This is a genomic window from Hymenobacter sp. J193 (genome assembly GCF_024700075.1).
Taxonomy (GTDB): Bacteria; Bacteroidota; Bacteroidia; order Cytophagales; family Hymenobacteraceae; genus Hymenobacter.
This window is the reverse complement of the sequence record NZ_JAJONE010000003.1, coordinates 169,665-185,073: the sequence shown is the minus strand read 5'-3', so window position 1 is coordinate 185,073 and position 15,409 is coordinate 169,665. Positions and strand designations below refer to the sequence as shown.

General features: G+C 57.9%; 15 protein-coding genes and 1 pseudogene. 12 read left to right on the top strand and 4 right to left on the bottom strand.

What is annotated here, in order from left to right:
• Nucleotides 1-71: 71 nt before the first annotated feature.
• The 9 genes and pseudogenes from LRS06_RS25665 (at nt 72) to LRS06_RS22300 (ending at nt 6,333) form a co-directional block, all read left to right on the top strand.
• A complete protein-coding gene (locus tag LRS06_RS25665; protein WP_374679460.1) occupies nt 72-293 on the top strand; it encodes a hypothetical protein in 222 nt (73 codons plus the stop codon).
• On the top strand, nt 223-519 hold the full coding sequence (locus LRS06_RS22330; RefSeq protein ID WP_257873602.1) for a hypothetical protein: 297 nt from the start codon (nt 223-225) through the stop codon (nt 517-519). Before LRS06_RS25665 ends, LRS06_RS22330 begins: the two co-directional genes overlap by 71 nt.
• Nucleotides 467-1,219, top strand: a pseudogene (locus LRS06_RS25660) (RCC1 domain-containing protein); the annotation flags it as partial. The gene LRS06_RS22330 and the pseudogene LRS06_RS25660, both read left to right, overlap by 53 nt.
• Nucleotides 1,134-1,700, top strand: coding sequence for a T9SS type A sorting domain-containing protein (locus LRS06_RS25655; protein ID WP_374679461.1), 567 nt, complete (start codon nt 1,134-1,136; stop codon nt 1,698-1,700). The pseudogene LRS06_RS25660 and the gene LRS06_RS25655, both read left to right, overlap by 86 nt.
• 360 nt (nt 1,701-2,060) lie before the next feature.
• On the top strand, nt 2,061-3,353 hold the full coding sequence (locus tag LRS06_RS22320) for a hypothetical protein (protein ID WP_257873461.1): 1,293 nt from the start codon (nt 2,061-2,063) through the stop codon (nt 3,351-3,353).
• Between the two features lie 421 nt (nt 3,354-3,774).
• A complete protein-coding gene (locus LRS06_RS22315) occupies nt 3,775-4,356 on the top strand; it encodes a hypothetical protein (RefSeq protein WP_257873600.1) in 582 nt (193 codons plus the stop codon).
• A gap of 268 nt (nt 4,357-4,624) precedes the next feature.
• Nucleotides 4,625-5,017: a hypothetical protein gene (locus tag LRS06_RS22310; protein WP_257873459.1), complete on the top strand. Its 393-nt coding sequence runs from the start codon at nt 4,625-4,627 to the stop codon at nt 5,015-5,017.
• A gap of 88 nt (nt 5,018-5,105) precedes the next feature.
• A complete protein-coding gene (locus tag LRS06_RS22305) occupies nt 5,106-5,477 on the top strand; it encodes a hypothetical protein (protein WP_196957344.1) in 372 nt (123 codons plus the stop codon).
• Nucleotides 5,478-5,619: 142 nt separating this feature from the next.
• Nucleotides 5,620-6,333, top strand: coding sequence for a hypothetical protein (locus LRS06_RS22300; RefSeq protein WP_196957345.1), 714 nt, complete (start codon nt 5,620-5,622; stop codon nt 6,331-6,333).
• 85 nt (nt 6,334-6,418) lie between these two features.
• Here the strand turns inward: LRS06_RS22300 and LRS06_RS22295 are convergent, their stop codons facing one another.
• The 4 genes from LRS06_RS22295 to LRS06_RS22280 all read right to left on the bottom strand — a co-directional run bounded on the left by LRS06_RS22295 (nt 6,419) and on the right by LRS06_RS22280 (nt 11,694).
• Nucleotides 6,419-7,765, bottom strand: a complete 1,347-nt coding sequence (locus LRS06_RS22295; RefSeq protein WP_257873457.1) for a M20/M25/M40 family metallo-hydrolase — start codon at nt 7,763-7,765, stop codon at nt 6,419-6,421.
• 114 nt (nt 7,766-7,879) lie between these two features.
• Nucleotides 7,880-8,143 (bottom strand): hypothetical protein, encoded by a 264-nt coding sequence (locus LRS06_RS22290; protein ID WP_257873599.1) that lies wholly within the window; start codon nt 8,141-8,143, stop codon nt 7,880-7,882.
• A 182-nt stretch (nt 8,144-8,325) separates the two neighbouring features.
• A complete protein-coding gene (locus LRS06_RS22285; RefSeq protein WP_257873598.1) occupies nt 8,326-8,907 on the bottom strand; it encodes a hypothetical protein in 582 nt (193 codons plus the stop codon).
• A gap of 63 nt (nt 8,908-8,970) precedes the next feature.
• The gene (locus LRS06_RS22280) at nt 8,971-11,694 is read right to left on the bottom strand and encodes a TonB-dependent receptor (protein WP_257873597.1); all 2,724 of its coding nucleotides are present in this window, start codon (nt 11,692-11,694) and stop codon (nt 8,971-8,973) included.
• 681 nt (nt 11,695-12,375) lie between these two features.
• On the opposite strand from LRS06_RS22280, the gene LRS06_RS22275 reads away from it, so the two are divergent.
• The 3 genes from LRS06_RS22275 (at nt 12,376) to LRS06_RS22265 (ending at nt 15,295) form a co-directional block, all read left to right on the top strand.
• A complete protein-coding gene (locus LRS06_RS22275) occupies nt 12,376-12,639 on the top strand; it encodes a hypothetical protein (protein WP_257873596.1) in 264 nt (87 codons plus the stop codon).
• A 148-nt stretch (nt 12,640-12,787) separates the two neighbouring features.
• Nucleotides 12,788-14,413 (top strand): ParB/RepB/Spo0J family partition protein, encoded by a 1,626-nt coding sequence (locus LRS06_RS22270; protein ID WP_196955986.1) that lies wholly within the window; start codon nt 12,788-12,790, stop codon nt 14,411-14,413.
• Nucleotides 14,414-14,662: 249 nt separating this feature from the next.
• Entirely contained in the window at nt 14,663-15,295 is a 633-nt protein-coding gene (locus tag LRS06_RS22265; protein WP_196955987.1) for a hypothetical protein, read from the top strand.
• Nucleotides 15,296-15,409 lie beyond the last annotated feature (114 nt).

The following is a 15,409-nucleotide window of genomic DNA, read 5'->3' as shown; positions in this document are numbered from 1 at the left end:
AGGCGACGGCGCCAGCGGCACCGACCACAGCGAACCCGTGCAAGCTGGGCGCCGACACCAACTGGGCCATTGTGGCAGCAGGCGGGTCGCACACGGTGGCCGTGCGCACCGACGGCACGCTCTGGGCCTGGGGCAACAACTACGAAGGCCAGCTTGGCGACGGCACCACTACCGACCGCAGCGCGCCCGTACAAGCTGGGCACGGCCACTACCTGGAAGAGCGTGGCAGCGAGCACCAGCCACACCCTAGCCGTGCGCACCGACGGCGCACTCTGGGCCTGGGGCAGCAATAGCAACGGCCAAGTAGGCAGTACGCAACTGCTGCCCGGGGTCCAGCCCGTTCCGGCGCGCATTAGCACGGCCACCACCTGGGCGAGCGTGTCGGCGAGCGAGCGGCACACCGTGGCGATGCGCACGGACGGCACGCTCTGGGCCTGGGGCAACAACACCTTCGGCCAACTCGGTGATGGCACCACTGCCGGCCACAGTGCCCCCGTACAAGCTGGGCATCCATATTAACTGGGCCAGTGTGTCGGCGGGCAGAGGCCACAACGTGGCTGTGCGCACCGACGGTACCCTCTGGACCTGGGGCGACGGCATTACCACCGACCAGCGCTACACCCCCGTGCAAGTAGGCACGGCCACCACCTGGAAGAGCGTGGCGGCAGGCAGGTTGCACAGCGTGGCCGTGCGCACGGACGGCACGCTCTGGGCCTGGGGCGACAACCGACAAGGCCAGCTCGGCGATGGCACCACTACCCTGCGCACGGTCCCCGTGCAGGTGGGCACCGATACCAACTGGCAGAGTGTGGCGGCGGGCAACAACCACACCCTGGCCGTGCGCAAGGACGGCACCCTCTGGGCCTGGGGTAACAATGAAAGAGGCCAGCTCGGCGGCGGTACCACCACGGAATACCGTAACAGCCCCGTGCAAGTAGGCACGGCCACCACCTGGAAGAGCGTGGCGGCGGGCAACGACTACAGCGTGGCCGTACGCACCAATGGCACGCTCTGGGCCTGGGGCAGCAACGAAAGAGGCCAGCTCGGCGATGGCACCTTCACTAACCGCAGCGTGCCTGTGCAAGTGGGTACCGCCACCACCTGGGCAGGCGTGGAGGCGGGCTATTTGCACAATGTGGCGCTACGCACCGACGGCACGCTCTGGGCCTGGGGCAACAACGCCGACGGCCAGCTCGGCGATGGCACTAGCGGCACCGTCAGCAGCGCGCCCATACAAGCTGGGCAGCGATACCAACTGGAAGAGTGTGGCGGCGGGCAACGAATACAGCGTAGGTGTGCGCAAGGACGGTACACTCTGGGCCTGGGGCAGCAACAGCTTTGGCCAGCTCGGCCTACCCTTTTTCAGCGCCGAACCGCTCCTCATCGAAGGCGGCGACGGTTCGCTTCCTTTGAGCCTGCCCACTTTCTCGGCCCGTGCCACTGGCCTGAGGGCAGCCCCTGTGCCACTGGGCAGCGGAGCCATCCTCACGTTGAACTTCACCCTGACTGCCCCGCTGGTGGCCGCGCCCCTGACCCTGACCGACGTCACCGGCCGCGTGCTGCTGCGTCGGCTGGTCAGCGCCCCGGCTGGCCCTGCCACGCTGGTCGTGCCCGAGCTGGCTGGTCGCCCCGCCGGCCTCTACATCGTGCGCCTGGTCATCGACGGCCGTCCCGCCCAGGTGAAGGTGGTGAAGCAGTAAAAGCTACTCGTCACCGTTCCATATGGGTAGGCCAGCTACCCAAATTAAGGTAAAGTCATTGTAACGCGAATAGAGTTAGTTTTCTACTGAAAAAGCCGTTCCGGGTGGGGCGGCTTTTTTGGCTAGTGCCGGTAGCGACCCCGACCCAACCGGGAAGATAAAGGTGGCTCACTTTCTTGGGGCCAAATAAACTGACAACGGGTCCTTCCCAGAACTTGTCTGAAAGACCATACCTTGCTTAAACTATCCTATTTCTGAACTCAGCCCTAAGCACAGTCCGCTTTCCCTCACTACCGAACATAAAATACCACCCATCTCTATTCACGAACGATGACTAAAATCCTACTTTACTTATTCCTGTTGCTTGCATTTATTACCACCTCCTGCGAATCCGTTGAGCAAGAGCCTGCCCCACCGCTTACCACCAGTATTGCCCTGCAAGTTCCTCAGCTAGCAAATGATAGTACCGCCGTGCTCACCTGGTCGGCGCTCAATAACCCCGACCTGAAGGAGTACCATATCAAGCGATGGGAAATCCTCAACGATCCCGACGCTGATACCTTCGCCGTGCGCCCCGCCACCCTTGTCGAACCTACCGTTTCCTACCTCGACGCCACCATCCCCTACTCGGACGATGTCCTCTACCAGGTCGTTGGCGTGCTGGCTTCAGGCCAAACCATCGAGAGCAATACCGTTACTTTCCACCGTCCCAACGTCCACATTGCGCGCGCCCATATCCGCGATGTGCTTTTCGACGAAACCACCCGCATGCTGTACTTCGTTGGCCCCACAGGCACCGTTAGCCAGTACAGCCTGGATGGGCATCAGATGATCAAAACCATCGAAGTGGGCATGGGGGTCAACTATGGCAGCTTGAGTACATTCCAGGGCCGACGGGAGCTCTATTTGCCATTCGACGATGGCATCGTCCTGATTTACGACGCGTCCACCCTCACCCAGGTCGATAGGCTGCGGGTTTACACTATTCCTACTCCCCACGGCCTGAGTTCTGTGCTGGCCAGCAATGGCCAGCTCTACATCAGTACGACGCGCTACATCGGTCCCACCATGCGCGTCTACGACCGGGCCACCAAGGCTCAGCTGCCTTACGAGGACAGCCGCGATGGGCACAACCAGCATCTTTACTTGGTTCCCGGCTCCAGCAGCGAGGTGCTGGGTATGGGCATGTCTACTTACCCCATGCCCCACACCTACTATAGCTTCACGCCAACCGGCAACTTCCTAGGCTCTCAGCGCAACAGCTCCCACCGCCTCCACACCTCTGATGGCCGTGTTTTCGCCTTTTTCCCCGATGGGCAGCACTACATCACTGGGGCTTACGGCGACATTTATCACAAAACGACTACGCATCAGGCCAGCCTGCCGAACCTGTCCACTATCTACACCTGCTACGGCCCCGACGCCGCCACCCAAACCCTCTACGCCGGTACCACCGACCGCCGCCTCTACGCCTTCAACCTGCAAGCCCCCTACTCCCTAAAGCGGCAAATCAAAACCCGCTTTTACCCCTTCAAAATCTTCAAAGACCCCGCCGGCGGTTTTATCCTCCTCAGCATTGACACCCCCGTCAACGACTTCTTCGCTTCCACCTACTTCTACGACGCCAAAGTCCTTATCGAGCACCTCGACTAAGTGCTCGTGCCTTCACGCAAACGCCCCGGGCAGTAACCTGCTGGGAGCGCTCGCACGGACCCTATAAGATATAATTAGTCTCTTGCTATAGGAATCATCACTAATCCTGTATCACGTGTAGGTTCAACAGGAGAGATAGCTTGATTCGTTACTGCTGATGGCGGGATTGCTAATAATCCCAATGTAAAAAGTCAAGCTGATGTAGATCAGCTACATTATGGAGGTGATCATACTGGCTCAACCGTTCCTGCTTTTTATGCAATGCTACCTGCCTACCAAATCAGCGCAGCCAATATAAATTCTTTGGGAATCGCCTTATACCTAGCATTATGTCAAGAAAGGATTCCGTGAAGCGCCTCCGCGCAAGTGAAGAAGTAGCTCTCGCTTTTGTACACTTCCTGGCCTTGCGTAGCTTCACGACATGATGGAGCAATTCAGTGCGCTGTATCCTACCGGCACCGTTCGCTATAGCCAAACCACCTACTTAGAGTTGACTACCGCCGTAGAGGTCCACCGCATTGATTTTCACCGCAAGGTAGCCGCTACTCTCAAGCGAGGTACTGGCGGACCGGTAAGCTATCACGGCGAGCACCCCGCTCTAACCTATTACAATGGTCCCCTCGCGGCCCTGACCGTTCGGGCACCTAAAGGGTTGCCTGTCGGTTTTCTAGCAGCCTTTTACAAGCGCTTTGTGACCCTAGCGGTGGAGTGGCAGGCGTTCCTTCCTCTGTGGAGTGGGGTACAACGCAACCAGCAGTGGTTAGGCGAATACTTACAGCAAGGCCACCAGCACACGTTCTACCTCCCCACCGAAGTGACCCATGAGCTTCAAGCACTCTGTTGGTTATTTGAGGTGGAAGCATCCTACAGGGAATGGCAGGAACTGCTACAATCACGATACTTCGTACCGGAACCGTTGAGGATTGCTCCCCCTTTCAAAGCGTTGTTCATAGGGCAGAACTATGTCATCGCCCGCGACTTTTTTGTAAGTACCCTGCGGTAGTAGACCTCATGTCCGATACGTCCAATTACGTTAAGCGATAATTCTGTCAACAGGCATTCGTTGGCAAAACCATTGTCAGGGTGTGGTGTCATCTGAAAAGACCCGACTTTAGGTTGAACGCAAGAATATCTGCAAGAAGTAAAGTATTAAAATGGAGAACATTTAGATTTATTTCGGCATATTTCGCCCGCCATTGTTTGCGATTAGCAGTAATGGCAATATTGCTTTTTTCACCATAAAAGGACAGGTGCCTTTCCTGCTTCCACTCATGCCGACCGCACGCACTATCTACGACGAACCCCAAGGCTGGCAGCACCTCCAGACTTGGTTTGAACGCAATGACGACCCTAAACGACCCTGGAATGTTTCGGCCATCAGCCGGCACGTGCGTCTGCCTCAGGCAGTAGTCCGAGCCCTGCTGAAAGGTCCGAAAGGGGCCTTTGGTATGAGCCGAACGGCCTTTACCGTCCAGCGGCTTCGCTTGTTTCAGCGCATGTTCCGCACCTACGGCTACCGGGTTTCGGTAGCGGAAGAGCTAGGCACGGATGGTAACTGCCGCGGCTATGTAGCAACGAGTGGCATCCAATTGGCGCCTTATGCCTTTACGGGGCCGCCGGAACTACGAAGCGCTCGGGCTGACGACGACGAAGACGATGGCTAACGCTCGGCAACAGCCCATTTGCAAACCCTGGCCTGACGGCCGGGGTTTTTTGCTTTAGATGGGTCTTTCTACATTTGGGCGTTGCCCAATGTCTTCATTCTTGCCGCTTCACAACCTGAACAAGCCGTTTTTCATGCCTAAACCTTCAGTAGAGTTCCCAGGCCAGGCCGTGCCCATTGCGCCGAATGCCCGCACGTTTGCTGAAATGGTAGATTCCAAAAAAGCACCGGTACGCACTATCACGGATCGATTGGGCATGACGTTTCGCACCTATCTGAAGCGGCGCAAAGATCCAGCAGGGCTGAGTTTGGCGGAGGTATTTCGGTTGGCAGACTGGCTGGCGGAGGCACCCGAAAAAGTGCTGGCGGAGCTGATGATGCATACCGTCCTGGACTCCACTTTATTGGGCCCGGGCATTACGCGCCATCCGAACGGAATTGACCGGACAGGGACAAAATAGGGGCTACTTTTCTTACCCGATTAAAAAGTAGAATTAATACTTTGTGTATTATCTATTAAAATATTATGATATGCCGATTATTGTTGCTATACTCATACTGCCAACCTGTTTTGGCTAATTTTATAAAACTGACTTGGAACCCATGAAGACCAATTCTCTCGGTTACTTAACCTTAACTTGTCTTCAACTGGTATTGATTTCAGCTAGTTTGATGAGCTGTAATCAGAACGATAAAGTATACGATACCCTCCACCCTATAGAGGAAAACAAAAGCGCTCCTTTAAAATTTACTGATAAGCAGCTTACGAAATTGACTTCGGCATTGGCTATTGCTGAAAATTCTATTAATGACTCTCTATTTAGGAGGATTCTCATTGCTCAATCAACTGCTGGAGTCTATGAATGGGATCATGATCGGTTAGAGGAGGTTCCTGAACAACATCATAAAGATCCTGTTACCTTCTTCCTTTCTGAGTTTCGGTCGCGCGGCTTGCCGACGGTAAAGCAGTTTGTTGCTAAAGACGGCTATACTGACGACGATGTCACAGGAAGCACAGTAGCTTGTTCAGAAAAAATCAACTTCAATGTTGACAATTTAGACAGGACCTCTCGCACCCCTACTTATGTTGCAGGCACTATAGTGCATGAAAGAGTGCATAGTTTTTGTTATCAGCATAGAACTAATGATTCAAGTGAAGATTTCAACTTATGTGATTTCGCATATCATGCAGGACATTTAGCCATCGTTATAGCTCAGTACAGAGACAATAACTCACAACCCATTACCAAGCCGTCAATAGAAATATGTGCTTCGCTTGTCAAACGTCTTAAAGATGAAAAAATTATAATAAGGTAGCTTTTGATGAGGCCTGCCATCTTGCACTTTGCAAGAAAAAAGGGAAGCCTGCTCCAGGCTTCCCTTTTTGTCCTCGTGCCGACTATTATAACGCCCGCAGAATGCCGGCGAAATAACAATACGTCTGCGTGAAGCTGGCAACGGAGACGCATTCGTTTTCACCGTGCATCCCCTGAGGGTCAGTAGTGGGGGAAAAGCGGTATATATCCGTCGTAAGGGGCTGAAAGTGCCGGGCATCGGACTGGGCAACGAACAGAAAGGGCGTGGTAACCACTCCCGGCACCAGTTGGTGCAGCTGCTGGTCAATGAGGCGGTAGCCCAGCGTTTCCGTCGAAGCCGCCGCCGTCGGTTCCGAGACCGGGCCCACGGGCCGGACCTGAACGCGCTGATCCGGCAACCAGGCCCGCACCTGCGCCAGCGTGCCGGCGGCCGTAGTGGTTGGCAGTAACCGTAAATTCACTATGGCTGAGGCCGAAGCCGGGATGACGTTATCCTTCATACCCGCCTGGAGAACAGTGGGCGCAATCGTCGTGCGGACCGCTGCTGCGCCGGCAGCCGTTGCACGGTAGGCGCGCAGAATAAGCGGCCGCAACAGCCATTGATTGGCAAAGGCTACCCGTTGGCCGAAGGGCAGGTGAGGCCCGACGTGGGTGGCAAAGTCCTGCATGGCCGGGGTCAGCTGGGCGGCAAACTCCTGCTGCTGGAGCGAGGCCACGGCCCCGGCTACCAACCCGACAGCCGACTCTTTTTCCGGCATGGCCGCATGCCCACCGGCAAGGCTGGCGCTCAGCTGCAGGGAGAGATAGCCTTTCTCGGCAGTGCCAATCAACGCAACCGGGCGACCAACCATGCCCGGAACCTTTCTGCGCGTGATGTAGCCGCCTTCATCCAGTACGAAGGCCGGGCGGATGCCCCGCCGCTGCAGCAGCTGCGCTACCTGGCGCGCGCCGTGCATACCGCCAACTTCCTCATCGTGGCCCAGCACCAGAAAAACGGTGCGCCGGGGCTGCTGGCCACGCAGAAGGGCACTTTCTACGGCTTCCAGCAGCGCCACCGCATTAGCCTTGTTATCCGTTGTGCCACGCCCCCAGATGGTATCATGAGCCTGTACGGCCCCAAACGGCGGGTATTTCCAGCGGGGCAGCGTGGCCGTATCTACCGGGACCACATCATAGTGCGCCAGCACAATAACTGGCGCGGCGGAAGGCTCCTGGCCGGCCCACTCATAGCAAAGCGAATAACCGCCGACAACCTGGCGGCGCAGTGTCCGATGCAGTAGCGGGTACGTGCGCTGCAGCAATCGGTGAAAGCCCAAAAACTGGGACGTATCCGCCACGTTGCCCGAACGATAGGATTCCGTGCGGAGCCGCACGGCTGCCTGCAGGTGCTCAACGGCGGCGGCCGGCAGCTTGGCCACGACCGGGTTTTTCACTGGTGCCGGCGGGGAAATTGGCGTAAACCGAAGGGTTCTAAACAGGACCACGGCCCCGAGTAGGGCCGTGGCTACCAAAAGGACAAGAAGAATAGAGCGAAGCATGGGCGCAAGTTACATGAAGCGGCGTAGGGTGCTGCTGACGGCCCCGCGGTTGAAGCGGCGCCGGAAACCGGGTATCGGCTGAAGCACAATATGTAGGGTCTCTCCTTGGCCGATCAGCAGCTGCTGGGCGTAGTAGCCTTCGAAGACAACAACCACGGCGCCATTGCCAGTGGCCGGTACCGGCAGGCAAAATCTGCCCAGGGAATCCGTAATGCGTTCCTGGGGAAACAGCCCCCGCAGGCGCACGGAGACGCCGGAAAGCGGGTTTGTCATTTCGTCGGTTACAGAACCAGTCAGCCATCGACGAGCCGGCCGCTCAGCGCTGGGATAGAGGCCGGCCGGGGGCGGCACTGCTGCTTCAGTAGGGCATTCCAGCCCAACGCCGGCAAGCCAGAGACGGGCGAGTAAGGAACCGAGATGATAGGGTAACATCTGGAGGGCAGGGTAAATAACACTCAGGGAGTTGTAGTGGAAACGACCGTCGAGCTGGGCAGCACGGGCGTAGGCTCCACGACGGCTGCCGGCGCAGTTGGTGCGATGGGGGTCGGCGCCGGAATCGGGTGCAGAACGGCGATGTAGCGATATGCCCCCTTCTTGCCACTGTAGAGCGTTAGGCTGTAGATAGCTGTTTCATATCGCTCACCCTTACCCTCCAGGCAGTAAACGGGTGTAGGCTCAATTTTCATCCGCTTCAGTTCCCGCCGCAGTGGCTCGAAGTTGCGCGCCAGCTGAGTTTTGAATAGCACGTCCGTTAGATTGCCCGGCATTGGCCGGAGGCTAAGCCAGAATTCAGGCGTATCACCATCCAGACTATCCGTAGCCATTAGCTCGGTTGTCCAGAAAACTTCGGGAGACATATCCACGTGGCCTTGGTAGGTCCAACCAACCGGCAGCAGCACGGTGGTCATTTTTGCCAGTGGCAAGCCCTGTGGAAGCGTGCTGAGCTTATGCAATTGTTCCAACGGTAGCGATTGCCCCTGAGCCGTTGCAGTTGCCATACCTGCTAGGATGGCTAACCAAATGCGCAAGTGTTTCATGGTCGAGGGTATAATGGTACTGGCCCGGCGAGTGGGTACCCGCCGGGCCAGTACCGGTAGAAGTTATTTCAGCTCAACGGTTAGGCCCAGATAGGCTAACCGGCTAATCTGGGGGCCGCCGTAGACCTGTATGTTGGTCGTGTTGGCCAGGTTAGTGCCCCCGGCCTGGACCGTCGTATGATACTTGCTCAGGTGGTAACCAACCTGCGCATCGAGGGAGGAGTAGGCCTTCAGCTCACCGGCAGCAAACGGCGACTCAAATAAATGGCCTTCGGCCCAGCGGTAGTTGAGCGAGTAGTTGAAGGCCTTGCCTACTTCCCCGTAAGCGCCCAGGTTGAACTTGTGCCGGGGCGTGTTGTAGTACGCTTGGAAGCGCTCAGGCAGGCGCTTGCGCTCCAGCAAACTGAGCGTGTAGTTGCCCGTCAGGTTCAGCTGCTTGCGGGGCGTGTAAGTCAGCGAGGCCATGCTGCCGGAGGCGTGCACCTGCTGGGCCGCGTTGGCCTGCACCTGGATCACGCGCGTCGGGCCGGTCTGCAGCGGCCGCGCCCCGGTGGCCGCCGCCGCCAGCTGCGCCGGCGTCGGACGGCTCCCGTCTATATTGGAAATCAAGCGCACTTGGCCAATGAAGTCCTGATAGCTCGACCGGTAATAGTTCAGATCAAGCACGACATTTGGCACGACCAGCCCCTTGTAGCCGATTTCCCACGTGGCCACACGCTCCGGTTTGAGCCGGTCAGCATTCAAGGCGTAGGTGTCCAGCGTTTCCTGGGCCGTAGCAGGATTGCTCAGTATAGAGCCAAGGGAGCCGGCAACGGCGGTGCTATAGCCCTGGAAGCCATTGCTGATGTTGCCCAGCAGCAAAACCCGGGAAAGATCCAGGCTCAGGTACTGGCCTTGCTGGGTTGGAGTCCGGTAGGCCTGGTTATAACTGGCCCGCAGGTTGTGCGTCTTCGCCTTGTCGAAGGCAAACACGGCCGAGCCCCGAGGCGAAAACACCGGCTTAAAGTTTTTGCTGTCATCGACCCGCCCGGCAGCCGTGAGTTTCAGGCGGTTCTGCAGCAGCTCTTTCGAAAGTTGGAGGTATGCTCCAAACTCATCGTTGATGATGCGCTTGCCGTCCTGATCAGAGAAGAGCATGCCATCAGAACCCAGCCGGTACTGGCGGGAGGCACCGCCGACAACCGCGTTCACCAGCTTTGATTGATAATCGTACTGCCCCGATACATCGTTGAGCAGTGAGCTGGGGTTGATGCGGGAGCCCACGCCAGGCGTTGCGTCATTCACTACCCGCGAGCGGGCCTCATTAAACTCGGGGGAGCCGGCCGTAAGCTGGAAGGGGGCGGCCTGCGCGCGGGCGGCCTGCTCGGCCCCGGCCGTGTTGCCGGCGTTGGCCGGGTTGGCCAAAAACGTGTTGTAGGCCAGGGCATAGGCCCCGAAGTACTGCTGGGCGTAGCTTAGCCCAGCTTCGCTGCGAGGGTCCTTCTGGGTTTGGATGAAGCTGCCGGTGAAGGGCAAATCATAGGAGTTCTTGCCGAAATCCTGGGTCTGGTAGGCCAGCACAAACCAGCGGTCACTTTTCAGCTCCGCCCGGAATTGATTTGTTGCAAAGTTGGATAGACGGTAGCGGTTGGTAAACTGGTAAGCCGTCGTGCCCTGGGCCCGCTTGAACTCCACCATTGCTTTCACCTTGTCCGTCACCAAAAAATGAAGGGAAGGGACTATGCGGTAAAGCATGGCCTTGTCATCGCCGTCGATGATTTCGCGTTCGGTCCAGCCGGGCATGAACACGGTCTTGCCGTTGAGCGCCCCGCCCGTGGGGCCGAACGTGGTGCCCACGTCCCCGTAGCGGTTCACCGCGTCGTAGCCCAGGCCCGAGCCCTGGGCGTTGTTGCCCGGCGCGTAGGCCGCCGTGAGCGGGTCGTAGGTGGCGGCAATCCACTCCTGGCCCGTGGCGTAGCTGCCCGTCAGCTTGAGGGCCCAGCGCTGGCCCAGGCGCCGGGCGTAGCGCAGCTGCCCGTCCAGGTAGCTGCGCGTGCCCCCGCGCAGGCGCACGCTCAGGCCCGGGTGCTGGAACGGATCTTTCGAGGTGGTCAGCACCACGCCGTTGAAGGCGTTGGCCCCGTACAGGGCCGAGGAGGGGCCGTGCAGCACCTCCACCGAGGCCATGTCCACTTCCGGCAGGCCCAGGGCGTTGCCGGGGTTGATGTTCAGGCTCGGGGATTGCGTGTCCATCATGTCCACGAGCTGCACCAGGCGTTCGGAGGTGGCCCCGCTGAAGCCGCGCGTGCTGGCGCTGGCCATCAGCAGGCCCGAGCTGGTCACGTCCACGCCCTTCTGGCGGGCCAGGCCCATGACCAGGTCGGGCGTGCTCAGGCGGGCCAGGTGCTGGGCGTTGAGCTTATCGACCGTGACGGGCGCGCGCAGGATGTTCTCCTCCACCCGTGAGGCCGATACCACTACTTCGTTGATGAGGGCGGCACTGGGTTGCAGGATAATAAACAGCGGGCGCCCCGTAATGCTGAGCGTATCCATCGCGGATTCATACCCGACAAAGGAAACCATCAGCGGCGCGGGGAGCATAGTGCCCGGAACCAGCAGGCGGAAGTTGCCGGCCGAGTTGGTTGTGGAACCAAGGTACGTGCCCTTCAGAAAAACCGTGGCCCCGGGTAAGGGCTCACCGGCATCGGTCTGAACTGTGCCCGAAAACTCTGTTTGCTGCTGGGCAATACTACTCAGTGGAATTCCAAAGAGTAAACCCAGCGTGCACAATGTAGAAAAGGAACGCATAAATGGGAATGAGGGATGGTGAGAAAAAACTAGTGAAAAGGCTGATTCAAGCGTTAATAGGGGGCTGGAGCCACAGGCTTCCTAGCGGCTGCAGCTGCCGCTGGCGGCCCGGCACTACGTGCGGCTGTGCAGGGGCTCCGCCGGGGCCTTCCACCCAGACGAGCACCGAACCGTTCCGGCCTCTGATCCAACCCCCTGTCAAACTAAGGCAGGGGACTACCCGGCAGCGCGAATGCTGAGGCGCTGAAAGCCGGGTAGCACGGTAAATCAAATGACGGATCACAACCATAGGCAACAAAGATAGGAAGTCAATCCAAACGCAATTAAATCTAATTGCAAAAGATAGGGCAGCGGGGCAATAAACGCGGGGGGCTTACTAGTTTTTTGTGTATAAAAATCAATGTAGAGGCTTATTTCAGTGGAAAATAGGCCAATAAAAAAACTTAGGATTATCACCGCGCTACCGGCCAGCACCAGCTAATCGGCGGGCGCTAAGGGTGGATTAGCAACTAAAAAGAGTTGCATTGAATACGGCGACCCTATGTAGTTTAGCAAGTAAAAAACGCAGGTAAAATGGGGGGGTAGAATAGCAACAGTATAAAGTTATTTGCGTATAAATAGCAACAAACAAACTACATCATGGGAGCAACGGACATTACAGTTAGCGGGCACGGTAAAAGCATGAATGACGCTTTTTGCAGACTACAGCAGGAGGCCGCAGACGAAAGCGGCACGGATGCCTACAGCGGCAGCTTTTACACCATCAGCGAGTACACCGACAAAACGGACGAGTGGCGCAACAGCGGCTTGTCGGCTAGTGAGTTCCTGAATCAGGGCGAGCTACTGGATGAACTCGATAAGCGGAGTGCCAACGGGGTCTGCCTGCGTCCCCCTACTAAGGCGAAGGAAGGAAAATATATGTTCGTCGGCTGGGCAGCGGAATAGCCCGCAAAAACCAGAAAAGCGGGGTGATAATTATTTGGAAAACTCCGAAAAATAGACCCCAAAAAGCCGCTCTACGCAACTGTAGGGCGGCTTTTTGCGTATAAATAGCAACAACGCAGATTTTTCTTTCCCTCTTTAAACCCACAAGATGAACACACAAACCCTTTCGCAAGCCGCGCAGCCGGTAACCCTGCTAACAATTCCCCTATCGGCCATCTATCTGGCCGACAACTACCGTAGTAGTATTGACCCGGTAGGGCTGAAATCTCTGGCCGAAAGTATTCGCACCGGGGGGCTGATACAACCCGTTGCGGTGCGTCCGTTAGCGGTGCCTTTTGAAGGCTATGAGTATGCACTGGTAGCCGGTTTTCGCCGCTTCGCGGCCCATGAGCTGGGCCAGTTGCCGACCATTCTGGCAACGGTGCGCGACATGACCGACCAAGAGGCGCAGATGTATCGCCTCGTGGAGAACATTTTGCGCGAAAATCCCCATCCCGCAGACGAAGCCGTAGCCGTGGGTAAGCTCTCGCGGGAGGGCATGAATACGGAGGAAATTGCCGCCTATCTTGGTCAGACTGCGCGTTGGGTAACCCAGCGCCGCGCCATAAGTGAGCTGCTGCCGGAGTGGCTGACTGATTTACGACAGGACAAGCTGACGCTAGGCGCGGCGGAGGAACTGAGCCGGTGGCCTGAATCCGTGCAGCGCCGCTGCTTGGACAACCGTTCGCAGTACGTGGTGAACGAAAGCACCGTAAAGAATTGGGTGGCCCGCGAAAAACAGGCCCTGAGCAGTGCGCCGTGGCCGCTGGACGATGCCGCGCTGTACGAAAATGCCGGCGCTTGCACCGGCTGCCCGAAGCGCAGCAGCTGTAGCGTCATGCTGTTTGCCGAACTCGCGGAGGAAGGCAAGGATACGTGTCTGGACAGCGCCTGCTGGAATACGAAAATGGGGCGGCGTATCGAGCAGGTACTAGCCGAGCAGAAAGAACTGGCCGGGGAGGCCCCGGTAGTGCGCCTATCCACTAAGTACTATGAGGCACCAGCCGGGGCGGTAAAGCCCGATAAGTACGAGGTCAGCAAGCGCAAGAAGGGTACGGTAGTGGGCGTGTACGTCGATGGGGCCAGCGCCGCAACGGTGGTACGGGTGCTATTGGCCCAGGAAACCACCAAAGCGCTCGAATCGGGGAAGGTGGAGCTGTCGCAGGGTGAAAAGAACCGCGAAACCCGCCAGAAGCGACTGCTGAAAGAGGCCGGGAAACGGGTGCTGGCGGAACGCTGCTATCACGCCCTGCAACTGTCCACCGACGAAGCCAAACAGGGCCGAGTGCGCGTGTTGGCGAAACTTGTTGCTGAGAGCCTGATGCAGGGCCGGGTTATCGACCTGCTGACGCTGGCCGAGCTAACGCGCACTTGGGGGTGGCCGCTGGCAGGCAAAAATGGGCCGGACACGAAGGGACTGCCTTACCGGGAGTGGGTCGAAGCGCAGGTGCTGCTAACTGCCCCAACGGAGGCCCTGCTGACGCAGTTGCTGCTGTTCTCGGTCACGCACCGGGGCTTGGGTAGCGAGTGGAACGACAATCAGAAAACCGCTGCCAGCTTGGTCGGCAACCCACAAGTACAGGAAGGGCTTGATGAGGCGACTCAGGCGCTGTTCGAGCGTGAGTACGACCCGCGCACCCTGCGGGCCAGAAAAGTGCCACTTGTCGAGGTTACGCAGCTTGTCCCGGCTGATGCCGACGAGCAGCCCGGCGAACAGTGCGCGCAGGCTGCCTAAGTAAGGTAGGATTTACCAAAGGGCCACGGAAACCGGAAGCGGTTTCTGTGGCCCTTTGCAATTAACTTTAATTGCAATCAGCATAATTTTACTTTTCTTTATGCGGTCGGGCGGGGGCCTCTGGTGAACAGCCGGGTACTCGCTTTCTGCTTCATCCCGACTGCCCCCTTTATTTCCTCCTTCCTATGGTTGCCATTTCAGTGCTTCCTCTCCGCACCGCTGGCTGGTTCTCTTTAGCTGTCCTGCCCTATGCCAGTTAGAACGGTTGTCGCTCACCAATTGCCAGCTGAGGCCACCGGGGCGCTGGTACTGGGAAATTTTCTGACCTACTTCGACGTGGCGGGCGTTGCGCTGACCTGCCTGCACCAGGGCCAGCTGTACCACTTCGCGCAGTGGCGTACTCAGTGGGGCAAGATCATGGCGCTGGGCCAGTGCCGCTATTTAGCCCCGGCGCAGTACGAGCAGCTGTGGTTGGCCGCTCCCACGGGTGGGCCGGTTTCCGCCACGGGCATACCAGCCCAGCTGACCGGGCTCACGGATGAGCAGGTGCTACGGCGCTTCTTCCGGCTGATCGCCTGCGATGCAGCAGTCCTGCAATACAATGCCACCAACACGGATTCACAGGCTTTCTGGCAGTGGCGTAATGCGACGGGCCAGGCCTGGATCAAGCAAGTCGCTACCCGCCGCTTGTTTGATAGCCACCAGCCCTTATGGAATGAGGTACCGTGGAAAGGCCAGGCTATCTGTCCGGCGACTTTTGCCGAAGTGATTCGCCTAACGGGTCAGGACTCGCGCAATGCTACGGCAGCCCGTGCGGTCCGCTACAAGTGGAGCGCCGAGCAGGTAGAAGAACTAAACCTTAGGCATTCTGCAGGAAGATGAAAGTTTCTTCAATACCAATCAGTGAATTACTGGCTCAGTGGGCGCTCCGCTTGTACGTCTTTTTTCTGGCGGGCATCGTTCTGCGACACCTGGTTCTGAAACTGCGGCGTCCGA